Annotated in this window: 21 protein-coding genes; 11 read left to right on the top strand and 10 right to left on the bottom strand. The window is 66.5% G+C overall.

What is annotated here, in order from left to right; genetic code table 11:
* Positions 1 to 50 precede the first annotated feature (50 nt).
* A complete protein-coding gene (locus tag V6M50_RS01875; protein WP_332816835.1) occupies positions 51 to 983 on the bottom strand; it encodes a M48 family metalloprotease in 933 nt (310 codons plus the stop codon).
* Between the two features lie 103 nt (positions 984 to 1,086).
* Here V6M50_RS01875 and V6M50_RS01870 point away from each other — a divergent pair, with 103 nt between their 5' ends.
* The 5 genes from V6M50_RS01870 to V6M50_RS01850 all read left to right on the top strand — a co-directional run bounded on the left by V6M50_RS01870 (position 1,087) and on the right by V6M50_RS01850 (position 7,840).
* Positions 1,087 to 2,139 carry a COX15/CtaA family protein gene (locus V6M50_RS01870; RefSeq protein ID WP_332816834.1) on the top strand — a complete coding sequence of 351 codons (1,053 nt, stop codon included), beginning with the start codon at positions 1,087 to 1,089 and terminating at the stop codon, positions 2,137 to 2,139.
* Positions 2,136 to 2,939: a hypothetical protein gene (locus tag V6M50_RS01865; protein ID WP_332816833.1), complete on the top strand. Its 804-nt coding sequence runs from the start codon at positions 2,136 to 2,138 to the stop codon at positions 2,937 to 2,939. The genes V6M50_RS01870 and V6M50_RS01865 overlap by 4 nt, the downstream gene beginning before the upstream one ends.
* A 181-nt stretch (positions 2,940 to 3,120) precedes the next feature.
* A complete protein-coding gene (gene rplM, locus V6M50_RS01860; protein WP_332816897.1) occupies positions 3,121 to 3,600 on the top strand; it encodes a 50S ribosomal protein L13 in 480 nt (159 codons plus the stop codon).
* Entirely contained in the window at positions 3,600 to 4,097 is a 498-nt protein-coding gene (gene rpsI, locus V6M50_RS01855) for a 30S ribosomal protein S9 (protein ID WP_332816832.1), read from the top strand. The genes rplM and rpsI overlap by 1 nt, the downstream gene beginning before the upstream one ends.
* A 209-nt stretch (positions 4,098 to 4,306) precedes the next feature.
* On the top strand, positions 4,307 to 7,840 hold the full coding sequence (locus V6M50_RS01850; protein WP_332816831.1) for an autotransporter domain-containing protein: 3,534 nt from the start codon (positions 4,307 to 4,309) through the stop codon (positions 7,838 to 7,840).
* A gap of 54 nt (positions 7,841 to 7,894) precedes the next feature.
* On the opposite strand, the gene V6M50_RS01845 is transcribed toward V6M50_RS01850, so the two are convergent.
* The 4 genes from V6M50_RS01845 to V6M50_RS01830 are packed head-to-tail and all read right to left on the bottom strand — an operon-like array spanning position 7,895 to position 11,758.
* Positions 7,895 to 8,935: a phosphotransferase family protein gene (locus V6M50_RS01845; protein ID WP_332816830.1), complete on the bottom strand. Its 1,041-nt coding sequence runs from the start codon at positions 8,933 to 8,935 to the stop codon at positions 7,895 to 7,897.
* Positions 8,932 to 10,020, bottom strand: coding sequence for a hypothetical protein (locus V6M50_RS01840; protein ID WP_332816829.1), 1,089 nt, complete (start codon positions 10,018 to 10,020; stop codon positions 8,932 to 8,934). Before V6M50_RS01840 ends, V6M50_RS01845 begins: the two co-directional genes overlap by 4 nt.
* Positions 10,021 to 10,076: 56 nt before the next feature.
* Positions 10,077 to 10,925, bottom strand: a complete 849-nt coding sequence (locus V6M50_RS01835) for a metallophosphoesterase family protein (RefSeq protein WP_332816828.1) — start codon at positions 10,923 to 10,925, stop codon at positions 10,077 to 10,079.
* On the bottom strand, positions 10,922 to 11,758 hold the full coding sequence (locus tag V6M50_RS01830; protein WP_332816827.1) for a diacylglycerol/lipid kinase family protein: 837 nt from the start codon (positions 11,756 to 11,758) through the stop codon (positions 10,922 to 10,924). Before V6M50_RS01830 ends, V6M50_RS01835 begins: the two co-directional genes overlap by 4 nt.
* A 259-nt stretch (positions 11,759 to 12,017) precedes the next feature.
* Here V6M50_RS01830 and V6M50_RS01825 point away from each other — a divergent pair, with 259 nt between their 5' ends.
* Genes V6M50_RS01825 through V6M50_RS01815 form a run of 3 tightly spaced genes read left to right on the top strand, consistent with a single transcriptional unit; the run spans position 12,018 to position 14,484 of the window.
* Positions 12,018 to 12,932 carry an alpha/beta hydrolase gene (locus tag V6M50_RS01825; RefSeq protein WP_332816826.1) on the top strand — a complete coding sequence of 305 codons (915 nt, stop codon included), beginning with the start codon at positions 12,018 to 12,020 and terminating at the stop codon, positions 12,930 to 12,932.
* On the top strand, positions 12,929 to 13,723 hold the full coding sequence (locus V6M50_RS01820) for a nucleotidyltransferase family protein (protein ID WP_332816825.1): 795 nt from the start codon (positions 12,929 to 12,931) through the stop codon (positions 13,721 to 13,723). The genes V6M50_RS01825 and V6M50_RS01820 overlap by 4 nt, the downstream gene beginning before the upstream one ends.
* Entirely contained in the window at positions 13,720 to 14,484 is a 765-nt protein-coding gene (locus tag V6M50_RS01815; protein WP_332816824.1) for a phosphocholine cytidylyltransferase family protein, read from the top strand. Before V6M50_RS01820 ends, V6M50_RS01815 begins: the two co-directional genes overlap by 4 nt.
* Here V6M50_RS01815 and V6M50_RS01810 read toward each other — a convergent pair.
* From V6M50_RS01810 to V6M50_RS01790, 5 genes are read right to left on the bottom strand one after another with little or no spacing between them, the layout of a single operon-like run.
* Entirely contained in the window at positions 14,472 to 14,900 is a 429-nt protein-coding gene (locus V6M50_RS01810; RefSeq protein ID WP_332816823.1) for an HIT family protein, read from the bottom strand. The genes V6M50_RS01815 and V6M50_RS01810 overlap by 13 nt on opposite strands.
* On the bottom strand, positions 14,897 to 16,000 hold the full coding sequence (locus V6M50_RS01805; protein WP_332816822.1) for a CDP-alcohol phosphatidyltransferase family protein: 1,104 nt from the start codon (positions 15,998 to 16,000) through the stop codon (positions 14,897 to 14,899). The genes V6M50_RS01810 and V6M50_RS01805 overlap by 4 nt, the downstream gene beginning before the upstream one ends.
* Positions 15,997 to 17,136: a hypothetical protein gene (locus V6M50_RS01800; RefSeq protein WP_332816821.1), complete on the bottom strand. Its 1,140-nt coding sequence runs from the start codon at positions 17,134 to 17,136 to the stop codon at positions 15,997 to 15,999. Before V6M50_RS01800 ends, V6M50_RS01805 begins: the two co-directional genes overlap by 4 nt.
* Positions 17,136 to 17,858: an HAD-IB family phosphatase gene (locus V6M50_RS01795; RefSeq protein WP_332816820.1), complete on the bottom strand. Its 723-nt coding sequence runs from the start codon at positions 17,856 to 17,858 to the stop codon at positions 17,136 to 17,138. The genes V6M50_RS01800 and V6M50_RS01795 overlap by 1 nt, the downstream gene beginning before the upstream one ends.
* On the bottom strand, positions 17,855 to 19,399 hold the full coding sequence (locus V6M50_RS01790; protein ID WP_332816819.1) for a lipopolysaccharide biosynthesis protein: 1,545 nt from the start codon (positions 19,397 to 19,399) through the stop codon (positions 17,855 to 17,857). The genes V6M50_RS01795 and V6M50_RS01790 overlap by 4 nt, the downstream gene beginning before the upstream one ends.
* A 128-nt stretch (positions 19,400 to 19,527) precedes the next feature.
* Between V6M50_RS01790 and V6M50_RS01785 the strand changes: the two genes are divergently transcribed.
* The 3 genes from V6M50_RS01785 to zapE all read left to right on the top strand — a co-directional run bounded on the left by V6M50_RS01785 (position 19,528) and on the right by zapE (position 22,062).
* Complete coding sequence (locus tag V6M50_RS01785; RefSeq protein WP_332816818.1) at positions 19,528 to 20,310, top strand: succinate dehydrogenase iron-sulfur subunit; 783 nt, start codon at positions 19,528 to 19,530, stop codon at positions 20,308 to 20,310.
* 124 nt (positions 20,311 to 20,434) lie between these two features.
* A complete protein-coding gene (locus V6M50_RS01780; protein ID WP_332816817.1) occupies positions 20,435 to 20,926 on the top strand; it encodes a PaaI family thioesterase in 492 nt (163 codons plus the stop codon).
* Positions 20,923 to 22,062: a cell division protein ZapE gene (gene zapE / locus V6M50_RS01775; RefSeq protein WP_332816816.1), complete on the top strand. Its 1,140-nt coding sequence runs from the start codon at positions 20,923 to 20,925 to the stop codon at positions 22,060 to 22,062. Before V6M50_RS01780 ends, zapE begins: the two co-directional genes overlap by 4 nt.
* Positions 22,063 to 22,506: the final 444 nt, after the last annotated feature.

Below are 22,506 nucleotides of genomic sequence, written 5' to 3'. Positions count from 1 at the left end.
TCCTTGCTGGGGAAAAAGGGGAAGAGCCCCAAAATAGGATGCGCGCCGCTTCATTCCAAGGGCGGCGGCGCGTCGCTCCACGCGGGCCGTGCGGCGGGGTTGGCGGCGCGCGCCGTCTGCATCGCCGCCATTTCCGCCTCGATGGCGGCGATACGCTCGCTGCGCGGCGGGTGCGATGCGTCGCGGATCAGCGGGCGTTTGTGGCGGTTCCAGAAACGGATCGCGGCGGCGGGGTCGTAGCCAGCGCCGGCCATCAGCCACACCGACAGCCGGTCGGCCTCGAACTCGGTTTGCCGGATGCGCGCGGCCGACCGGTTGCTCCCCAGCCGGTCTCGATGGCGCAGGATGTTATGGGCCAGCTCATGCGCCACAACCGCCGCCAGCTCTTCATCGTCGGCGACCGACTGCGCGAGGTCCAGCGTCACGCGCACGAGCATGCCGTTGGCTGCCGCCTGCGCTCCTCCCAGTTCGACCCGGAACGCACTGGCGCAACCCGGCGCCGGGGCAATGCGATGAACGCGGCCGTCGGCATCGGTCACCGTCCAGGCGGCCGCCGGATCGAGGGCGTTCAGCGTCACGATGATCGCGTCGATCCGGATCGTCGGCTCGTCGCTATATGTGGGCACCGCCACACCATTGATCGCCGCGATCCGGGTCCCGCTTGTCAGTCCCGCGCGGTCGGCCGGGGAGCCCGGGGCGACGGCGGCGACAAAGGGGCCGTCGCTTGCGCCATATGCCTGCGCGGCCGCGGGGCGGTCTTGCGGCTCGAACCGGCGCAGGTCGCCAAGGATCCAGCCGGGCTGCGGCGCGGTCTGGGGACACCAGCCGGCGCTCGCGGTTGTCAGTCGATACGCAGCCGCGGCGAGCCGCGTTTCCTGCTGCGCCAGGCCGGCATAATAGGCCGATGGCGCGCTATTCGCCGCCGCCGGCGCCGAAAGGGCCGCGACGATGACGGCCAGGATGATGGCGGCAAGACCTCGCATGGCGGGTCTGTTACCAAGCCCGTCCTGTCGCGGCCATGAATTTTGCCGGACGCGCCGTCCGGGCCCCCTTGCCTATCGCGGGTCAAGCGACGATAGGGCGGCAATGGCCGAAACATCCCTCAATTTCGCCGCCTCGAGCCCGGTCGCCGGGCCGCGTCCCGCGGCGCTCGCGCGCTGGCTATGGGCCGTCGCATGGCTGGTGATCGCGGTGGTCGCGGTCGGCGGCATCACCCGCCTCACCGAATCGGGCCTCTCGATCACCGAATGGAAGCCGGTGTCGGGCGTGCTGCCGCCGCTCAGCGAAGCGGCGTGGGTCGCCGAGTTTGAGAAATACAAGCAAATCCCCGAATATAGGGAAATCAACGCCGGCATGACGCTCGCGGGGTTCAAGGCGATCTTCTTCTGGGAATGGCTGCACCGCATTCTCGGCCGCGTGGTCGGCATGGCGCTGGTCGTCCCGCTTATCTGGTTCGCCTGGCGCCGCGCGATCCCCGCTGGATACGGCTGGCGCCTGCTCGCCCTCGCCGCGCTGGTCGGGCTACAGGGCGCGATCGGCTGGTGGATGGTCGCCTCGGGGCTCGAATATCGCACCGACGTCAGCCATTTCCGCCTCGCCACCCATTTGCTGACCGCGTTGTTCCTGCTCGCGGGCCTCATATGGACCGCGCGCGACCTGTGGGCGCTGGCGCGCGATCCCGCCGCGCGGTCGGCGCGGCTCACGGGGCCGTCGGTCGCGGTGATCGCGATCCTCCTGATCCAGCTGCTGCTCGGCGCGTGGGTAGCGGGTCTCAATGCCGGGCAGGTCGCGAACACATGGCCGGCGATGAACGACCGCTTCTTTCCCGACGGGATCGACTGGAGCGGCGGCGCGTGGATGGCGCTGACCAACGATCCCTTCCTGATCCATTTCCTCCACCGCTGGTGGTCGTGGGTTGCGGCGGGGGCGCTCCTGCTGCTCGCGCGCACGCTCGCACGGCGCGGAGAGAAGCACGCCAGCGCGCTCGTCGTGATCGTTGTGGCCCAGATGGCGCTCGGCATCCTCACCGTGATCACCGGCGTATCCATGTGGATTGCGGTTGCGCACCAGGCCGTCGGCGCGATGCTCGTCGGGGCGACGGCGGCGGGGCTGCACCGGCTGGGCAGCGCGCGCGTATGAAGACAGGCGGCCTGTGGGGCGGCGCGCTGGCGCTGCTGCTCCTCGCGCCCCAACCCGCGCCGGCGCTGCAGGCACCGGAAGCGGCGGCAGCGCAGAGCTTCGCGCCGCCGGTCGACCGACCGATGACCTACCGCGTAACGACGCGCCGCATCGGCCGCGACGGATCGCTTGTCAGCTTCTCGCTCGTCTATGCGCTGCAATGGCGGCGCCTTGGGCGCGGTTACCGGCTGGAGGCGGTGTTGCAGCGGATCGATTCCGACGCGCCGCGGCAGGTGAAGCGCGCGCTGACGCTGATGCTCGAGCCGCTGGTCGGCGAAGAAATGGCTTATCTCGTCGCGCCCGACGGCAGCCGTATCGACCTTGTCGATCCCGAGGGATTGTGGGAGCGGGTGACCGCGCGCGCCGAGGCGGTGGCCGCGGCAAGCGGCCGACCCGAAGGCCGGCAGATGGCGCAATTGGTCGCTGCGCTTCCCGCCGCCGGTCGCGACCGGCTCGCGACCGCCGACATCCGCGCCCTCATCGCGCCGGCGAATGGCGCGATGAGGGCGGGGGCGCAGGCCGAAGGCACCAGCGTGTCGATGACGCACAGCGGCGCGCTGCAGACCTTCGCCGAGGTCGAGCGCGATTCGGCAGCCATCAGGGGAAGCGCGCAGCCGCTGGAAATTGACAATCTGTGGACCGTCGACACCGCCACCGGCCTCGTTGTGCGCGAGCAGCGGCAGAGCTGGATCGTCGAAGCCGATGGCGACGGCCGGACCCTTGTCGAGGAGCGGGTTCGTGCATTGGAGCCCGCTTCTTAGAGCTAGCGGTATTATAATACCTGTCAGCAAAGCCGCTCTATGCTTGACTTTCCGCTTGGTTGGCGTCATTGGCCCGCTCCGAAGCGCCGCTGCGTCCCATGGGGATCAGGCGGCGCGGTTTGTTTTCGGGCGGCGGCACGGCTGCTCGTCCTAGTCCATATCTGTCAAGGAGGTCGCCATGATGAAGGCGCTGACCAAGACGACTGTATCGGCGAACGCCGCGACGGTCGAAAAGAAATGGGTGCTGATCGACGCCGAGGGCCTCGTTGTGGGCCGCGTTGCATCGATTATCGCCAATATCCTGCGCGGCAAGCACAAGCCGAGCTTTACCCCGCACGTCGATTGCGGTGACAATGTCATCGTCATCAATGCCGAAAAGGTGGCGTTCACGGGCAAGAAGCTGCAGGACAAGCGTTACTACAAGCACACCGGCTACGCCGGCGGCATCAAGGAAACGAGCCCCGCGAAAATCCTCGAAGGCCGTTTTCCCGAGCGCGTGCTCGAAAAGGCCGTCGAACGCATGATCCCGCGCGGCCCGCTCGGCCGCCAGCAGATGCGCAACCTGCGCATCTTCGCAGGTAGCGAACATCCGCATGAAGGGCAGAGCCCCGAAGTGATCGACGTCGCGTCGATGAACCGCAAGAACAAGGTGGGTGCATAATGGCTGACGAACAGACCATGACCGATCTCAAGGACCTCGCCGGCGCCGTCGAAGGCACCGTCGCTCCCGCAGTCTCGACCACGCCGCTGCGCGAAAAGATCGTCGACAAGCAGGGCCGCGCCTATGCGACCGGCCGCCGCAAGGACGCCGTCGCCCGCGTGTGGGTCAAGCCCGGCACGGGCAAGATCACCGTCAACGGCCGCGACCAGGAAATCTATTTCGCGCGTCCGACGCTGCGCCTCGTCATCAACCAGCCCTTCGGTCTGACCGAACGCGTTGGCCAGTATGACGTGATCGCCACCGTCAAGGGCGGCGGCCTGTCGGGCCAGGCGGGCGCCGTGCTTCACGGTATCTCGCAGGCACTGACCCGTTTCGAACCCGCGCTGCGCGGCGTCGTGAAGTCGGCCGGCTTCCTGACGCGCGACAGCCGCGCCGTCGAGCGTAAGAAGTACGGCAAGGCCAAGGCCCGCCGCAGCTTCCAGTTCTCGAAGCGCTAATCAGTTTTTCCGTCGACGGACGGAGAAGGGAAGGGCGGTCCGGCAACGGGCCGCCCTTTTTCGTGCGCGATTCCGTCCAAAATCCGGTTTGTCGTAAATGGTTGATGGCCGGTAACCAGATATTGTTTAATTTTTTCGCGTGGTTAAGCTGCCCCCATGTGCCGAGTCCACGACCCGGATAAGGCGCGCTCTTACTACGGGGGTAGTCTATGAAATCTCGTCTTATTTCGCGGCGCGTGCGCCGCGGAGGCCTGTTGGCGTCGGTATGCGCCATCGGCCTGATCCAGGTCGCGCCGGCGTTCGCACAGGATGTCGGCGTCGCGCCCGCCGCCGCCGCCGACTTTATCGCCGATATCCGCCCCGATCCGCAGAGCGGTCATGCGACGGCGACCGATCCCGAGCCCTACACCGGCCTTGTCTCGATGGTGCCCGGACCGAAGATCGAGAAGATCACGCCCGAACCCGACATCCTGATTGCCAATCCGGGCACGCCGGTCACCGCGCGCGATCCCGTGAACATTACCGGCATCAGCCAGATGGTCATCGACCAGGGCGGCGGTTTCGTCGGCCTGTGCACCGCCACGCTGATCAACCCGCGCACCGTGATCCTCGCCGCGCACTGCGTGAATGGCCGCGCCGCGACCGACTATGGTGCCAATTCGGGCGGCACGGCGATCGGCTTCGGCTTCGAAACGAACACCCGGGCCAATGCGGCCGGCCAGACCGACGAACTGGTACGCTGGCTGCTCGGCGGCGCCGGTGGTGCCGGAAAATACCAAACCAACACGGCGCAGGCTTTCTACAACGCCAACTGGGTCACCTATAACCCGTTCTCGCTCGAGCCCGTGGCAAGGAGCTTCCTTTACGGCGACGTCGCCATGGCCTCGCTCGATACGCCGGCCGCGAATATTCCGACCTGGGCGCTGCTCTTCTCGCCATTGTCTGCGCCCGGCGCGATCACCGCGGCGGGCACCGGCTATAATGTCGGGATGGTCGGCTATGGCAACACGGGGACCGGAACGAGCGGCGCGACGGGCAGCGATTTCCGCCGGCGCTCGGCCGAAAATATCCTTGGCGCGCTCACCGATATCCAGACGTTCGAGGGCTTTCTGTTTGGCGGTGCGCCAAGCGGGCTGACGCAGAATCTCTATTTCCTCGACTTCGACGACCCGCGCCGCGGCATGACCGGCGCGAGCCCGTTCGACTTCAACGCTTTCCGTGACAATGCGCGTCCCAATCCGAACGGCGCATCGCTCGAAGGCATCACCTCGCAGGGCGATTCGGGCGGGCCGCTGATCCTGCAGAATTTCTCGCGTCAGGTGGTGCTCGGTGTCCTTTCGGGCGGTTACACCCGCTTCTTCGCCGGCCAGCCGGCGAACGGTTATGGCACCGTATCCTTCTACCAGCCGGCTTATCTCTATTGGGACTGGATCGCGGCGAACAATCCCTATCATTATGTGTCAGCCAAGGCAGGCAACGGGGCGTGGACCGATCCCAATCATTGGGTTTCGACCATCGACCCTTCGTACATGATCCTGTCGAACGGCCAGCTGGTGAACGGCATTCCGACCCTGACCGGCGAACAGAAAACCGGCACGTCGGGCGATTTCGGCCAGATATGCTTCCAGAGCGGGGGCGTCAGCGACTGTCTCGACACGCGCACGGGTATCGAGGTGGTCGAGAACCGGCCGATCGGGACCTCGGACGACAATGCCGGCTCGGCGTCGATCGCGGATATTGCGGCGGGCGCGACCGCGACGCGCGACGGGCTGATCCCCGATGCGCAACCCGAAGCGCAAGCGGCGGCGGCGCCCTTGCCGGCCGCCACGCTGGCCAACGGCCTGCCCGGCGCGACAAACTTCGTGCCGAACAACGTCGCTCCCGTCCGCACCGCCGGCACGGCACCGCGCTATTTCGACGTGACGCTCAGCGCGACCGGCCTGACGACGCTGTCGGGCGCGAATGTGACGGTCGACCGGCTGACGATCGGCACGGCGGGCGCGGCGCTCCAGATCGATTCGGGCGCGTCGCTGTCCTCGTTGATCAACGTGAACCAGCTCGCGGGCATGGTGACCGTCAACGGGACGCTCAGTTCGGTGGGCGATTACAGCCTGTTCGGCGGCGGGCTGATGGGGTCGGGCCGCATCAACGCGCCGTTCCTGACCAGCGTGCTGGGCCAGATCGCGCCCGGAACGCCGACCACGATCGGCACGCTGACGGTGGGCGGCAACCTCGTCCTGTCGTCGGGCAACAATCTGTTCATCAACTTCGGCCCGAACGGCACGTCGGACGTGCTGGCGGTGGTGGCGAACGGCACGTCGACGGGTTCGGCGACCCTGGGCGGTTCGGTCAGCTTCTCGCCGGTGGCGGGATACCAGGTGACGGCGGGCAATCGCTACACCTTCCTGACCGCGGCGGGCGGCGTGACCGGCACGTTCGGATCGGCAACGGCCATTTCGGCGATCCTGACGCCCCGGCTGACCTATGGTCCGAACAATGTGACGGTCGAGATCCAGGCCGGTCTGTACCGCAACGTTATCGCCCCGACGGCGGTGCAGGGCGCCTATGCGCAGTTGCTCGACCAGTCGCGCGGCAATGCGGGGCTCGCGGGCGTCTATGGCCCGCTCGATTTGCAGAATGCCGCGACGATCCGGGCCGTGCTCGAAAGCTGGGCGCCGCGGACCGAAACGCTGCGCGGATCGCTGGCGACGGTCGCCGCCGACAATATGTCGCGCTTTCACCGCGACCGCCTGCTCCGTCTCGACGGCGGCGACATGGGCGGCACGCTCTCGATGATCGGCCGGCCGGTGCAGCTCGCGCAGCTCAACATGACCGCGGCCGGTGTCGACTCGATGGCGGTGCGTAGCGACAGCGACGCGGTAACGGTGCAGCAGGGCCGTCTCCCCGACGACACCAGCGCCTTCCTCGCCGGCGGTTACCTCGATGGTGACAGCCGTCCGATGGCGAGCGCGGTTCCGCCCGGCGGGCGTGACCAGTTCGACGGTTTCTACCTCGCGGGCGGGATCGAAAAGGCGCTCGGCGAAGGCGGTGTTATCGGCCTCTCGCTCAGCTACACCGACGTTGAGGGCAACACGGCGATCGCGGGCCAGGACGCCAGCGGGAACCTCTATCAGGGAACGCTCTATGGCAAGGCCGCGATCGGCGGCGGAATCGAACTGTCGACGCAGCTTAGCGCCGGCGCGTTCGATTCGCGCACGACGCGAATTGCCGACCTCGTCGGCACGCCGTTCACGCTGACCGGCGACGATACGTCGCTGATCTTCACCGGCGAAGTCAGCCTGGGCAAGGACTTCGATCTCGGGGCAGTCGAATTCGGGCCGCGCGTTGCGGCGCGGGCCAGCCATATCGGCTTCTCCGACATCAAGGAAAATGGCGGCGGCCCGGCGTTGCGCCTCGACCGTTCGAGCTTCAACAGCGTCCAGGGCCGCGCCGGCCTCGCGCTGTCGGGCAAGCGCGGGAGCCGCTTCCAGCCGCATCTCAGCGCCGACTATGTCCATGAATTCATGAACGCGCCGGCGTCCTTCGGGGCGACGTTCGTCGGTGGCCCCGGGCCCAACGCGATCTTCGGCCTCGCCGGAACCGACAAGGATTGGTTCGAAGTCGGTGGCGGTATCACGATCACGACGGGCAACGTTGACCTGTCGATCGGCGCCGATACGACGATCGGGCGCAAGGATGTGTCGAACCAGAGCTATCGCGGATCGGTAACCTTCCGCTTTTAATCGAAGGCTTGCAAAAAGGGGAGGGGCGGTCCGGCGACGGGCCGCCCCTTTTTATCAGAGCAGGTCGAGGCTCCCCAGCATCAGCGCCTGCCGCGCCGGCCGCTCGGCCATCACCGCGAACATCTCGTCGCCGCGCGTCGTGCGTTCGACATTCATCGACGCGAAGACGGCCATGAAATAGCCGCTGAGGGCACCGACGCGATAATCGTCCCACAGCGCATGCGCGTCGGGGTCGATCCCGCCCTCTTTCAGCGCCGCGATCCAATGGTCGAAGGCGGGCCGGTCGGCGGCGGCGCGCTCGGACGGGTCGGCGATGCTGGTGCCGACCAGATAGGCGAGGTCGGCGGCGCCGCTGCCGCGCCCCAGCGTCTGCCAGTCGACGAGCCAGCAGGCATCGCCGCCCGGTGCAAAGAGGATGTTGTCGATGCGGAGGTCGCCGTGGACAAGCGTCCGCACCGCGGGCTCGCGCGTCAGAAAGGCGTCGAGCCGGTCGACGATTCCGGCGCCGACGTCGAGCAGTTCGGGCGCGAGACGGCCGGCATAACGCTCACGAAAGCCGAGGTAGAGCTGGGGGAAGAGCGCGCGGATCAGATCGCCATTGTCGCGTGCGAGCCAGGGCATCTGCGTGAGCCGTGCATCGTCCCACAAATGGGCGTGGAGTTTTGCGGCGGCTTCGATGCAGGGGGCAAGCCCGGCGAGGCCGATACCGGCAAGCTGGTCGCCCGGCCGTGCGGGGGCAAGGTCCGACAGGATCAGGATGAAGTCGATGTCGTCGTCGGCGATGTCGCAATGGTGGCACAAGGGCGCGGGAACGCCGCTCGCGGCGGCAAGCTCGCGATACCAGCTGATTTCCTTGACATAAGTGCCGGTGAGCTTGGCGATATTGCGGCTCGCCTCGTCGTGGCTCGGGCATTTGGCGATGACGGTCGCGGGGCCGCCCGCGCCATCCTTCCAATCGAGCGTCAGGCGATAGCTGTCGCACATCTGTCCGGTGCCGACCTTGGCTGCGGCGAAGCCGCTGAGTTTTCCCCGATGACCGAGCACCGTGGCGAGCCATTCGGCGTCCATCGCCTCGGGCGAGGTCGGGAAGCTCATGCAACGGGATCCATCAGGCCGGTCAGGCCGGTGGGTGCGTGCGGGCCAACGAACAATTGTTCGAGCACGCCGACGCCGCGCTCGCTGCGGTCACCGTCGGTCAGCTCGGCATGGACCAGCGCCTGGACGTGCATCGCGAGCGGATTGCCCCATGCGCGTTCGGCTTCGGGCAGGCTGTCGTGTGCGACCTCCAGTTCGCCATGGTCGAAGCCATGCCCCCAGACAGGGTGGGTGTAGCCGAGGCCGCTCATCGCGAAGAGTGGCCCGCTCGGGGTCAGCGCCAGGCGGGTGCTGGCATCGAAATCGGCGGTCAGGCGGGTCAGGCGCCGCATGCCGGGCTGCCATTCGGCGGCGAAACCGGGGTCGGCATAGTGGCGCTCGCCGCCATTGGCACCGACGAGTACGGCGCGGCGGTTCCATGGCGTCCCCTCGCCATCATCGTTGCTGTGAAAGAAGAGCGAGCGATCGGCGAAATTACACGGCGTCCACAGCCAGAAGAACTGGTGGAAATTGCCCTGCGGCGGCGGCTGTGGTTCGGCGGCGCCGACGGGGCGGATGCCCCAGCTGCGGTCGCGCGTTCCCGCCCAGTCATTGTCGATAGGCACGCGTGCCCCGTCGACCGCCAGCCAGCCCGACCAATGGCCGTTCTGCGTCATGCGCGTGTAATCCATGAACAGGCGCGTGCCATTGCGGCGGGTGAAGCGCGGTTCCTCGATCGGGAAATGGCGGCCGGTGAAGGTCAGCACCGCGGCGAGCGGGCCGTCGTTGGGCGTGATGCGCAACGTGACCACCTCGAGTGGCGCGTCGATCGTGATCGCGATCGGACCGACCGCGAGGTCGAGCCGTTCGCCCGCCGAACGCCGGCTGGCGCGGAGGTTATGCTGCACCCCATCGACCAGCACGCAGAAGGCCGCATCGACGATACCGAGCTGCGGGTAAAAGCCCATCGCGGCGGCGAAGAAGACCGACCCGTCGGGCGAATAGCCGTTGAAGAAATAGCGATCATAGAAATTGCGGTCGGTGCCCGCGAAGGCAATCGGCTCGGCGCTCTGGTGCAGCGGGAAATCATCGCCCTTGGTCAGCATCGTGTCTCATCCCATTTTGCGTTTTTTGTTGCAACGTAACGGGATGGGGAGCGGCGTCAATGCACCGGCGGATCGACCGATGGAACGGCGTGGATCGGCGCGACGGGCTCGTCCGGTGCGCGCGGCGGCAGCGCGTCGGGGGGCACGTCGGTGATCTGCATGTCGGGCGTCGGCACTGCTTCAATATTGCGGACGCGCACATCGATCGCGCCATTTTCGATGCGCAGTTCGTTGAAGCTTGGCGGGGTCGACCGGATCCGCTGCGACAGCGTGCCCGCGCCGATCATGCGGATCGGACCCGCCGCGGTCCGTTCGATCAGGTCGAACGCGTCATGGACATGGCCGGTGAGCACCGCCGCGACACCGTGCGCCGCAAGCTCCGTCAGCGCGCGCGCGCCGCCGCGGGTCAGCGCGCGGCCGCGCGTGCCGGCCTCGACCAGCGGATGATGCGCGGTGATGAGCGTCGTCGTCCCGGCCGGCAGCGCGGCGATCGCGGCGAGCGTCTTCGCGAGCGCCTTTTCGGTCACCCAGCCCTTCGACCAGTCGAGCCGCCACTGCGCGCGCGCGGTGGTCTTGAGCGGGACGATCGCGACCCCCGCGAGATCGAGCTCACGTTCGACGAGCCGCTCGATCCCGCGGATGCGGCGATAGGGATAGAAGAAGCGCGCGACCGGGTTGAAATAGGGAAGATCGTGATTGCCGACCTCGACCGTCACCGGCACGTCGAGCGCGCCGATCCAGTCGCACGCCGCCGCGAACTCGTGGCTCCGCGCGCGCATCGTGAGGTCACCGGTGATCAGCACCGCGTCGGGCCCCTCGCGGCGCACGCATGTCTCGAACCAGCCGAGCGCGGCGCGATCCTCGAGCCCGAAATGCAGGTCGCTGATATGAAAGAGCCGGGTCATGCGGTCGCGAGGAAATCCACCGCGCTCGCTCCCAGCCCGAAACGCGCAGGCGAGCGCACCTCGCCCAGTTCGCCATCATATTCGAGGCTGATCGCGGCATCGCTTTCGAGGATGATCGTCTCACCCATCGCGATTTCCTCGCTCGGCCCGTCGCGGAAATCGCCGCCGAGCCAGGCCAAGCCGTGGCGCAGCACGTCGCCCGTGCCGTCGGTCAATATCCCGTCGGCGCGGATACCCCCGGATGTCGGGGTCAAGATGACGGCGGGATAGGCCTGCCCGTGCCCCGCGATACGGACGCCCGGGGCGTTCATCATCGTGTCGAGCGCATCGGGCGCCGCGCGGCTCGCCTCGATCAACCCGTCCTGCCGCATCGTCTCGCGCACCTCGGCCCATTGGGTCGCGGGCCCCGCGACGACGGTGATAAAGGCTTCGCCGGCATCCGACCGGATCGTCGGTATCGGTCGTCGCCGGCCCTTTCCCTGCAGCGCGTCCGCCAATATCTCGGGCACCGGCCGGTCGCCGTGCAGCGCCTTTGAGAGCAGGTTGAGCGTGCCGCCGGGCAGCGGCAGGATCGCGCCGTCCCAGCCCGCCGCCTTCGTCGCGGCGGCATTGATCGTTCCGTCGCCGGTCCAGACGAGCAGCAAGTCGATGCGTTGCAGCTTCAATTCGGTCGCGTCGGGAATCTCGTTGTCGGGCAGCGTGAAGGTCGCGGCGAGCGGTGCTCCCAATTCGCGGCAGGTTTCGATGATCTGTTCGAGGATGGTCTCGTCGTGGCTGCCGCTCTGGCTGTTGCAGACAAGGGCGGGGCGGTTGAATTTGCCGGTCATAGCCATGTTCTACGCGCGAGCGTGGAAAAGGTCGCGGACCTTCCATTCTCCCTCTCGTCATCCCGGACCCTTCGACAGGCTCAGGACAGGCTTGGTCCGGGATCCATCAGGCCTTTCCTGCACATCTTGCCTGAGCATTCATGGACCTCGGATCAAGTCCGGGGTGACGAAAAGTCCGGTGCAAGCCTTGCCGCACTGCTTGTTCCCCGCGTCACCGCCCTGTAGGGCGCGAAAGATGGCGGGACGGGTTTCCAAAGGACGGCGGTTGATCAAATTCCTGATAGTGGTGATTTTGCTCGTGCTGCTGTTCGGCGGCGGCGCGCGCCTGATCGTCGGGGGCGGCGCGAAATCACTCAACCTCGGCGACCGGTTGCTCGGCGACGGCGACGGCGCGACGTTGCAGGTCGCAGGCCAGCCCTATGGCTCCGGCGAGCGAAACAAGCTCAACATCTGGGTGCCGACAGGGACGAAAAAGACCGACAAGCTGCCGGTGCTCGTCTTCCTCTATGGCGGCGGCTGGTACAGCGGCGCGCGCGACGATTACGGCTTTGCCGGACGCGCCTTTGCCAAGCAGGGTTTCATCGTCGTCATCCCCGACTATCGCATCGTGCCCGAGGGGCATTGGCCCGACTTCCTGCAGGATAGCGCGGCGGCGGTCGCGTGGGCCGCCGCGCATATCGGCGATTATGGCGGCGATCCCGAGCGTATCGCGCTGTCGGGCCATTCGGCGGGCGCCTATAATGCGGTGATGCTCGCGCTCGATCCGCAATGGATGAAGGCGGCGGGCAGCGATGCCTCGGTCATTCGCGGGGTCGCGGCGCTGTCGGGGCCCTATGATTTTGTGCCGCTCGAAAAGGGCGGCCGCGCCGATGTCGCGATGGGCGACATCCGGCCGATCGAGCAGACGCAGCCGATCAGTTTCGTGCGCGCCGACGCGCCGCCGCTGTGGCTCGGGCACGGCACCGCCGACACAGTCGTGCGCGTCCGCAACAGCCAGAATCTGGCGGCGGCGATGCACAAGGTCGGCGGGGCGGCGACGCTGCGCACATACGACGGGCTCAGCCACAACGACCTTATCATGGCGCTCACCGGCCCGCTCGCCTACAAGGGGCCGATCCTCAGCGAAGCGACCGATTTCCTGCGCGGTGCGACCGCACGCCGGGTTTCGCCCGCGCCATGACCGGCCCGATCCCGGCGATCGTCCTCGCGGGCAGCCGCCCCGGTCCCGATCCGCTGCTAACCGGCAGCAATGTCTCGACCAAGGCGCTGCTGCCGATCGCGGGACAGGCGATGCTCGTTCATGTCGTGCAGGCGCTTCGGGGTTCGCCTCTCGTTGGCCCGATCACGATTCTCGCGCAGAACAGCGCCGAGCTCGCGGCCGAGCCAGGGCTCGAGGGTCTTGCCGATCTGCATTTTACGGATTCGGGACAGGGGATCAGCAGCTCGCTCGCCGCCGCGCTCCCCCCGGGCGACGATCCGCTGTTGGTGACGACCGCCGACAATGTGCTGCTCACGCCCACGATGATCGCCGAATTCCTGACGGGCGCCGAGGACAGCGACGTCGCGGTGGCGATGGTCGAGCGCGACGTGCTGCTAGCCCGCTATCCGCAGTCGAAACGCACCTGGCTGAAATTCCGCGGCGGTTGGTGGTCGGGGGCGAACATGTTCCGCCTGCGCGGGCGCCGCGTGCTGCCGCTGCTCGATTTCTGGGGCCGCATCGAACGCGACCGCAAGAAGGGGCTCAAGATCATCGCGGCGTTCGGCCCGTGGCTGCTGATCGGGGCGCTGCTCCGTCTCTTCACGATCCATCAAGGCGTCGCGCGTGCGGGGCTGCGCTTCGGGCTGAAAGCGAAGGTTGTGCCAATGTCCGAGGGCGAGGCGTGCATCGACGCCGACAAGCCCGCCGACATCGCGCTTATCGAAGCCATATTTGCCGCGCGGCGCCAAGGCGCTATAGGGCGGCCCCTATGACCATCGACAAAGCCATCATCCTGTCGGCCGGGCAGGGCTCGCGCCTGCTGCCGCTGACCCGCGACATCCCCAAATGCCTGATCGACTTGAACGGCCGCACGCTGATCGGCTGGCAGGTCGCCGCGCTCGCCGCGAACGGTATCAAGGACATCGTCGTCGTCACCGGGTTCCGCACCGAACGCGTCGAGGATCATGCGCTGCAGCTCTACCGCGATACCGGCGTGCGCATCCGTACTTTGTTCAACCCCTTCTTCCAGGTCGCCGACAATCTCGGCACCTGCTGGATTGCGCGCGAGGAGATGGACCGTAATTTCATCATCCTCAACGGCGACACCATCATTTCGGACGAGATCGTCGCGAAGCTGATCGAAGGCGCGAACGAGCCGATCACCGTCACCGTCGACGTCAAGAAAGACTATGACGACGATGATATGAAGGTGAACCGCGATGCCGAAGGGCGGCTGCATCACATCGGCAAGCGATTGCTGCCCCCCGATACCAACGCCGAATCGATCGGCATGCTCGCCTTTGTCGGCGACGGCCCGTCGATCTTTCGCAATCAGGTCGACCAGATGATGCGCACCCCCGACGGGGTCGAACGCTGGTATCTTCGCGCGATCGACATCATCGCCAAGGGCAACCGCGTCGGCACCGTGTCGATCGAAGGGCTGGAATGGCAGGAAGTCGACTTCCCGCAGGATGTCGAAGCCGCCGATGCGCTCACCGCGAAATGGGCCGAAGAAGGGCTTTACGCGAAATAGGGTTTGAGCCAGCCGGTGAGTTCGGCGGTCTGTGCTTCATCGAGTTTGACCGCCTGCCCAAGGTCGGGTTGGCCCGGCCAGCCGGCGTCGGGGATCGTCATGCCCGCGCCGCTGCGTTCGCCCTCATAGCGCGGCAGCACGTGGAAATGGACGTGCGGGTCGACCATCATCAGCATTAGATAGTTGATCTTCGCATAGCCGACCGCCCGGCCCAGCGCCGCCTCGATCGCGGCGGTCGCGATCTTGAGTTCGGCGTGCGCGGCGGCGGGCAAGTCACCAAAGGCAGTGGCGTCGGATTTCGCCGCGAGTATCAGTGCGCCGAGCGTCGGCTGCGCGGGGCGCAGCAGCACGACCCAATGCTCATATTCGGCGATCAGCGTTACAGGATGGCCGAATTTCGCGATGGTATCGTTCATGCTTCTTCCATCCAGCTGACAATCGGGTGGCCCGCGCGCTTCGTCGCATAGGCCTGCACCAGCCGCACCGCGTGGACGACCAGCGAAATCACGGTCCACCATGCGAGCGCGATCAGCCCGATGTCGGGCCTCCCCGCGAGCGTCGCGAAAAAGAGGATGGCGATGTTCGGGTTGCGCCGCGCGGTGATCAGGCGGAACTGGCTGTCGAAGCGCTGCCAGACATGGATGTCCATGCCGAAATCCTTGATGAACAGCCCTTCGATAACGCGCTGGAGCACATAGCCCGCGACCACCGCGATCATCACCCAGACGAAGGTCTGCGTCGACAGCGCGAGGCCCCACGCGCCGAGTCCGACGCCCCAGAAATACCACCAGAAGGGCGGATGGACCAGGTCGACGCCATGATCGGCGACATTGCCCCATTTCGACGAAGTGATCGTGCAGCGCGCGAGCTTTCCATCGACGGTGTCGAGCACCATGAAAATGAAGCCCGCGAGCATGCCGGTCCAATATTCCCCATAAGCGAAGAGGTAGGTCGCATAGACGCAGAGGGTCGCGCCGATCGCGGTGACCATGTTCGGCGTCATGCCGATGCTCGCCGCGATCCGCGTCAGCCACAGCGCGAGTTCGGGCCACAGATATTTGGTGAGCGCATCGGTGACGCCCTTGTACGCGCCGAAATAGCTTTTCCGCTCGATCTCGCGCCGGGTTTCGGGGGTCAGGCGCTGGATGAAGGGGCACTCGAGCTTGCGAAGCTGGCGGTTATAGATTTGCGGGTTGTCGCGATAATCGATCAGGGTGACTTGGTCGCGATGCGCCGCGACGTCCTCGGGACGCATACCGCCGGTCAGATGCGCCATCACCAGTTGGTCGCCGTCCATCACGACCGTACCGGGAAGCGTCAGGATATGGCGCAGCCACACGGGGTCGAAGACATAGGCCAGATTGACATAGAGCTGCGCGCCTGACGACGGCGGCGTTTCGGACAAGCCTTCGGCGCGCGCCAGCCGGCGCAACCGTTCGGCGTTGGTCATGCCCCACAACAGGGTGGTGTTCTCGCCGATCAGCGACAGGGCGGGCAGGGAAGACGTGTCGGTCATCCGCCGCTCATATCCTGTGGTGCGTCCTTTGCAAGGAAGCGCGAGATCGCCTCGGCGCCGCGTCGCGCCGCGCCGGCCGGGTCGCCGCCGATCGATTCCGCCAGCCTTTCGCGTTGGGCATCGGCATAGAGCGGATGCCGCGCGGGGGCGCGGTCGAGCGCGCCTGGCAGTTCGGAGAGGTCGTCCACGACATCGCCGAGCGTCCAGAACAGATAATCGGGATTGCCTTCCCATTCGACGCGATGCGCATTGAGGAAGACGCACGGGCGCGGGGTCGCGAGGAATTCGTAAACCTGGCTGCTGACGTCGCCGATGTAGATGTCGGCGCCGCTCGTATAGCTCATGTCGAACAGGCGGTCGGAGTGCAGGTCGATCAGGATCTTGCCGGGTATGGCGAGCCGCATCACCGCGTCGCGCTCGGCCTCGCTCGCCTCGGCGAAGAGGCGGATATGCGGCGCGACCACAAGATTGTAGCGGTCCTGCGCGGCGAACCAGGCGATGAGATCGCGCCCGAACCGGTCCCATGACGACAAGGATCGCCGGAAATGCGGAGCATAGAGAATGGTCGGTCGTCCATTGGCGAACAGCGGCTCGCGCATCTTTTGCAGGCGCGGCATCAGGTCGAGCTTCACATAGCCGTTGACGGCGTAACAGCCCGGCCGAATGGTCCCGGCATCGAGCATGCGCTGTTCGCTCTTTTCGCCCGCTACGAGCACGAAATCGAAATGCCGGTCGCGTGGGTCGAACGTGATCGCGCGGTCGCCGGCACCGTGCGGCGTGAAGATCAGGCGGGTGCGGCGCGACAGAAAATGCCGGATCGCCGTCGTCGTCCGTTCGGGCGCGACGATCGCGTCGAACTGGCGCAGAAATGACAGCGCGCCGAACAGGATCGGCAGCCGCGGGTTGCGAAACAGGCCCCAGTCGCGCAGCCAGCGCGCGACGCCGCGCTGCCCCAGTAGCGCGACGTTGGGGGCGAAGCCTGGATAGGCACGCGCCACCTGTTCGACCATGCGAAGATGGTCGGGGCTGGCGACCGCGACATCCACGTCCGATCCCGCAGCCGCCATTTCGGCGGCGATGGGCAAGGCGTGGAATATCTGGTGGGGTTCGGCGATGAACAGGAAGACTATGCGCATTATCGGGCCTCGACGACGGCGCCTGCCGCGACATCTTCAAAATCGGCTGCCCGCCAACCGTGCCGCGTAGCCAGCCGAACAAATTTGTCACCACGCCCGACCAGCCAGGATTCGCTTGCGAGCGCGAAGGTCGGTGCGTCGCTGAGATGATCCGAATAAGCGCGGATATGCGCCGCACCGCCGACGGCATGGGTGCTCAGCCATTCGGTCACCCGGCGGGCCTTTTCCAACCCATAGCAATTCTCGCCATCGAGCTGGGGCAGCCAGTTTCCGTCGGCATCGCGCCGGTGGCGCGTCGCGACAATGGCGTCGAAGCCCAGCGCTTCGGCGATCGCGCCGGCGTAGAATTCGGGTGCCGCGGTCGCCATCAGCAGGCGGTATCCCTCGGCACGGTCGCGCGCGATGCAGGCCTCAGCGCCCGGCGGCACGTCGCGCGCCACGCGCCACGCCGCAAAGCGCGCGGCGAGGTCGGTCGCGCGCGCCGGCGAAAGATGCGGCCCCAGCATCAGGCGAATGGCGGCGGGTTTGAACCGGTCCCGCCCATAGAGGCGCAGCGCATAGCCGATCATCAAGGCGGCGAGCGCGGGCAGCAGCAGCAGGCGCCAGCGCGCGCTTTTCCATGCGGCCCACAGCAGGAACAAGGTGAAGGTCGGCTTGCGCAGGACAGTGCGGTCGAGATCGTAGATCGCGACGCGGATGGGTGCGGCGGCGGTGTCGGTCATGGCGCCTCGCTTCCAATCAGGCCAAGTTTGCGCCCCGTCTTGCCCAGCGAGGCGCGGTCGGCGAACGGCAAGGCAAAGCGCATCGACAGCCAGATCGAGGCGACCGCGATCCCGATGATCAGCGGCAGCGCGACCGGGTCGGGCAAGCGGCTGACCAGCAGCGCGGCTGCCCCGGCCGCCAGCGTGATTGCCATCCCGCGCAGCGCAACGGCGGGGAATTGCCGGTCAAAGGGGTGCAGCTTTTCGGTCATCGCGAGCTGAAGCGTCGGAATGGCCGCCATCACGACAAGGCCGATCGAGGTGGCGAGCGTGACCCCGGTCAGCGCATCGAGATGGCCGACGATCAGCCAGCCGGCACCGACCGCGATGCCGACGCCGAAGACGCTGGCGGTCAGCTGGTGGCGGAAGGCCGCGACGACTTGCAGCACTGGGGCCGAAATGCCGAGCACCGCCTCGGCTGCGCGCGCGAAGAGCAGGATGACGACCGCGCCCTGCGCAACCTGCGCCTGGTGCCCGAACAGGCTGAGCAGCGAGGCGCTGCCCGCCGCGAGCACGGCGGCCAGCGGTAGCGCGATCGCGGCGATCAGCCGCGTCGCATAGGCATAGATGTCGGCGACCTGCGCGCGGTCCTGCCGCTCGGCGCTCGCCGCGAGCGGCGCCATGACATAGACGAAGGCGATGCGGACGAGTTGGACGACGCTCGATAGCTTGCGTGCGATGGTGAACAGGCCCGCGGCGGCGGCGCCCGCCGCGCCGGGCAGCAGCAGGTTGAGGATCAGCGCGGGCGCGTCGCCGAACAGCCGCGCGATGATGTTCGACGGCAGGATCGACAGCCCGGCCCAGAAGGTATTGCGCGCGGTCTCGGTAACCCAGGGTCCGCGCCGCAGGTCGGCGAAGCTGTAATGGCGGGCGAGCAGGCGCACGCAAAGGATTGCGGTGATCGCCAGCGAGCAGAGATGCGCGATGAACAGGCCTTTGAGGCCGAGGCCGATGGCAAAGAAGGCTCCCGCGAATATAAGCCGGATGACCTGCTCCCAGATGATCCGCAGCCGGATTTCGGCCCCGAACACCATACGGGCGCGCAGCGCCGATGTCGCGATCTCGACAAAAGCCCACAGCGGGAGCGCCCAGACGAAGATCCGGATGGCGGGGGTGACGAGCGCGCGGTCCTTTTCTGCGACGTTGAGCAGCGGCCCGAGGTCGGCGGCGAAGAGCGCGATCAGCGCCGCCACCACGATGCAGGGTCCGACGCCGAAAATCATGGCGGTGCGCAGCGCCGCCGCCGCTTCGGCATCGCTCGCCGATTGCGGGACGGTGCGCTGCATCGCGCTGGTCATGCCGGTGTCGAAGGTATTTTCGAGCAGGTTGATGGTGGCCCAGAGCACCGCATAGAGGCCATAACCCGCGAGGCCGAACATCAGGACGTAAAGCGGCTGCGCGACGATTTCGACCACCGCGCCCAGCCGCGCGAGCACCGTAGTGCCGAGCCCGCGCGCGACGCTGCGGCTGGTGACGGCGGGTTGGGCGGCACTATCGCTCATCGCTGCCGCCCTAGCGCCTTGCCTCGGTGCCTGCCAGCGGCTTTCGCGCTTTCAACCCCCCTTCTCCCTCTTGTCGACTCCGCCAATCGGGTCTAGTCAGCCCGCGATTGCATAGGGGAAACCGCGATATGGCCGAATTTCGTCTGCCCAAGAACAGCCGCCCGCAAAAGGGTGGCAAGGTCCACAAGGCCGAAGGCGCGGCTGCGGTCAAGACATTCAAAGTTTATCGCTACGACCCCGATAGCGGCCAGAATCCGCGGTTCGACACGTTCGAGATCGACACCGAAACATGCGGCCCGATGGTGCTCGACGCGCTGATCAAGATGAAGAGCGAGCAGGACGCCTCGCTGACCTTCCGCCGCTCGTGCCGCGAAGGCATCTGCGGCAGCTGTTCGATGAACATGAACGGCAAGAACGGCCTCGCCTGCACCACCGCGATCGAGGATCTGAAGGGCGACATCACGATCACCCCGCTGCCCGCGATGGACGTCATCAAGGACCTCGTCCCCGACTTCACCCATTTTTATGCCCAATATGCGTCGATCGAGCCCTGGCTGAAGACCAAGACGACGACGCCGAGCGGCAAGGAGCGGCTGCAGTCGCCCGCCGAGCGCGAAAAGCTCGACGGGCTTTACGAGTGCATCCTGTGCGCCTGCTGCTCGACGAGTTGCCCCAGTTACTGGTGGAACAGCGACAAGTTCCTCGGCCCCGCGATCCTGCTCCAGGCGTATCGCTGGCTCGCCGACAGCCGCGACGAGATGACCGGCGAGCGGCTCGACGAATTGGAAGATCCCTTCCGCCTCTATCGCTGCCACACGATCATGAACTGCGCCAACGCCTGTCCCAAGGGGCTTAACCCCGCGCGCGCTATCGCCGAGATCAAGAAGCTCGAGGCCGAGCGGCAAGTCTGATGTTGGCTGACGCCAACGCCGGCACCGGCCCGCTCCCCCACCCGGCCTCCCAAACCAGTTTACCCTGTGGGAGGCCGGGTGGGGGAGCGGGCCGGTGCCGTTTCGCCCTTGCGAAAGCCGAAACGTGAACGACGGGATCGAGGAACCGAAGCGCCGCGAGTATTTCAGCGCCGAGGAATTGGACGGCGGCTGGCTGAGCTGGGACCTCAAGGACCCGACGCGCTTCAATAGCTTCATCGAACCGCTGATGGTGCGCGCCGAGCCGCCCACGCATGACCGCCGACCGCAGGCGCGGGTGCGGATGATGCCAGAGCGCAAGCACAGCAACCTCGGCGACAATGTTCATGGCGCGGTGACGCTGGCGCTGGTCGACATCGCACTGTTCGCGGCGTCGCATCAGTTCGGGTCGCTCAATGCCGGCCATTCGGTGACGCTCGATCTGTCGACGCAGTTCGTTGGCGCGGGCCGGGTCGGCGAGCCATTGGATGCCGTCGTCGAACTGGTGCGCGAGACCGGGCGGCTCATCTTCCTGCGCGGGCTTGTCGTTCAGGGCGATGGCGACAGCCATATCGTTCTCACCTTCGCCGGGACGATCCGCAAGGCCAGCCAGAAGTGACGACCGTCCTCGCCGCCTATGATGCGCTGGTCGCCGCGGGCGAGCTCAAAGCCGACCCCGAACAGCGTGCCGCGGCCGAGCGGCTGAACCTGCTCCAGCAGGAACTGGAAGCGGTGCCGCCACGCGGCAGCCTGCTCTGGCGCCTGACCGGCCGCAAGCCCGAGGCGCCGCGCGGGGTCTATCTGTGGGGCGCGGTCGGGCGTGGCAAGTCGATGCTGATGGACCTGTTTTACGACCAGCTTCACATCAACCGAAAGCGGCGTGTCCATTTCCACGCCTTCATGCTCGACGTCCACGCGCGGATGCGCGAGGTGCGCAAGAGCGAGAGCGGCGATCCGATCCCGCTCGTCGCCGACGCGCTGGTCGAGAATGTCCGCTGCCTTGCCTTCGACGAAATGGTCGTGAACAACAGCGCCGACGCGATGATCCTCTCGCGCCTGTTCACCGCGCTGATCGACCGCGGCGTGACGGTGGTCGCGACCTCGAACCGGCCGCCGAAGGATCTCTACAAGGACGGGCTCAATCGCGAGCATTTCCTGCCCTTCATCGCGCTCGTCGAGGCGAAGCTCGACGTGATGGGATTGAACGGCCCGACCGATTATCGCCGCGACCGGCTGGGCGATGGCGCGCGCTGGTTCGTTCCCGCCGACGATAAGGCCAGCGCCGCGCTCTCGGCCGCCTTCTTTCGCTTGACCGACTATCCGCCCGAGGATCGCGCGCATGTCCCGACGCTCGACCTCGATGTCGGCGGCGGCCGGACGCTGCATGTGCCCAAGGCGCTGAAAGGCGTGGCGGTCTTTTCGTTCAAACGACTGTGCGGCGAGGCGCGCGGGGCATCGGACTATCTTGCGGTTGCGCGGCATTTCCATGCGGTGATCATCGTCGGCATCTCACGCATGGGGCCGGAGAATCGCAACGAGGCGGCGCGCTTCGTCACGCTGATCGACGCGCTCTATGAATTTAAGGTCAAGCTGCTAGCGAGCGCCGCGGCAATGCCCGATCAGCTTTATATTGCGGGCGACGGCGCATTCGAATTCGAGCGGACGGCGAGCCGTCTCGCCGAAATGCAATCCGACGACTATCTTGCTCTAGGCCACGGCCAGGAGGACGTCGCTGGCGATCTTTCCCCAGCGTGACGAATTGACGGTCACATAGATGAGGTCGCGGACGTAACGCACCTCGTGCGTGAGATAACCATAGCCCTGTTCGATCGTCCGGCGCAGCGTGCGGAGCCGCTTGGGCGCGGCGATTCCGATCCCGGCTGGCCGACAATTCGGTATCAAAGCTGATGATTGCGCGCGTCATCCGCCTGCGCGTAACAATGCAGCGATACGGGAGGGTTAATTCGCCTATGCGGGCCTTCCCGGAAAAGCCTACGCCGAGGCCGGAAAATGTCACGCTCTTGCTATACAGTGTGCCAATTCCCATCTTCAGCCGGTCTTGAGTGCGCCTTGTTGTTATTGCGAACTATTTGCAAAAAAAGGCTGTTTTTCATCCTTTTCGCGGTTGTTTCCTTAAGGGAATCGGCGTAGGGGCGTCGCCAGTCTTGGGACCGGCATGGCACTTTAGCCCGTGTGCCA

Source organism: Sphingopyxis sp., assembly GCF_036675685.1.
GTDB lineage: Bacteria > Pseudomonadota > Alphaproteobacteria > Sphingomonadales > Sphingomonadaceae > Sphingopyxis.
Note: the sequence above shows the minus strand (reverse complement) of the source record. Positions and strands in the feature narration are given on the sequence as shown.

What these genes read in the sequence shown, in the direction of transcription:
- V6M50_RS01875 (WP_332816835.1), bottom strand. Translation starts at nt 983, where the DNA reads ATGCGAGGTCTTGCCGCCATCATCCTGGCCGTCATCGTCGCGGCCCTT.
- V6M50_RS01870 (WP_332816834.1), top strand. Translation starts at nt 1,087, where the DNA reads ATGGCCGAAACATCCCTCAATTTCGCCGCCTCGAGCCCGGTCGCCGGG.
- V6M50_RS01865 (WP_332816833.1), top strand. Translation starts at nt 2,136, where the DNA reads ATGAAGACAGGCGGCCTGTGGGGCGGCGCGCTGGCGCTGCTGCTCCTC.
- rplM (WP_332816897.1), top strand. Translation starts at nt 3,121, where the DNA reads ATGAAGGCGCTGACCAAGACGACTGTATCGGCGAACGCCGCGACGGTC.
- rpsI (WP_332816832.1), top strand. Translation starts at nt 3,600, where the DNA reads ATGGCTGACGAACAGACCATGACCGATCTCAAGGACCTCGCCGGCGCC.
- V6M50_RS01850 (WP_332816831.1), top strand. Translation starts at nt 4,307, where the DNA reads ATGAAATCTCGTCTTATTTCGCGGCGCGTGCGCCGCGGAGGCCTGTTG.
- V6M50_RS01845 (WP_332816830.1), bottom strand. Translation starts at nt 8,935, where the DNA reads ATGAGCTTCCCGACCTCGCCCGAGGCGATGGACGCCGAATGGCTCGCC.
- V6M50_RS01840 (WP_332816829.1), bottom strand. Translation starts at nt 10,020, where the DNA reads ATGCTGACCAAGGGCGATGATTTCCCGCTGCACCAGAGCGCCGAGCCG.
- V6M50_RS01835 (WP_332816828.1), bottom strand. Translation starts at nt 10,925, where the DNA reads ATGACCCGGCTCTTTCATATCAGCGACCTGCATTTCGGGCTCGAGGAT.
- V6M50_RS01830 (WP_332816827.1), bottom strand. Translation starts at nt 11,758, where the DNA reads ATGGCTATGACCGGCAAATTCAACCGCCCCGCCCTTGTCTGCAACAGC.
- V6M50_RS01820 (WP_332816825.1), top strand. Translation starts at nt 12,929, where the DNA reads ATGACCGGCCCGATCCCGGCGATCGTCCTCGCGGGCAGCCGCCCCGGT.
- V6M50_RS01815 (WP_332816824.1), top strand. Translation starts at nt 13,720, where the DNA reads ATGACCATCGACAAAGCCATCATCCTGTCGGCCGGGCAGGGCTCGCGC.
- V6M50_RS01810 (WP_332816823.1), bottom strand. Translation starts at nt 14,900, where the DNA reads ATGAACGATACCATCGCGAAATTCGGCCATCCTGTAACGCTGATCGCC.
- V6M50_RS01805 (WP_332816822.1), bottom strand. Translation starts at nt 16,000, where the DNA reads ATGACCGACACGTCTTCCCTGCCCGCCCTGTCGCTGATCGGCGAGAAC.
- V6M50_RS01800 (WP_332816821.1), bottom strand. Translation starts at nt 17,136, where the DNA reads ATGCGCATAGTCTTCCTGTTCATCGCCGAACCCCACCAGATATTCCAC.
- V6M50_RS01795 (WP_332816820.1), bottom strand. Translation starts at nt 17,858, where the DNA reads ATGACCGACACCGCCGCCGCACCCATCCGCGTCGCGATCTACGATCTC.
- V6M50_RS01790 (WP_332816819.1), bottom strand. Translation starts at nt 19,399, where the DNA reads ATGAGCGATAGTGCCGCCCAACCCGCCGTCACCAGCCGCAGCGTCGCG.
- V6M50_RS01785 (WP_332816818.1), top strand. Translation starts at nt 19,528, where the DNA reads ATGGCCGAATTTCGTCTGCCCAAGAACAGCCGCCCGCAAAAGGGTGGC.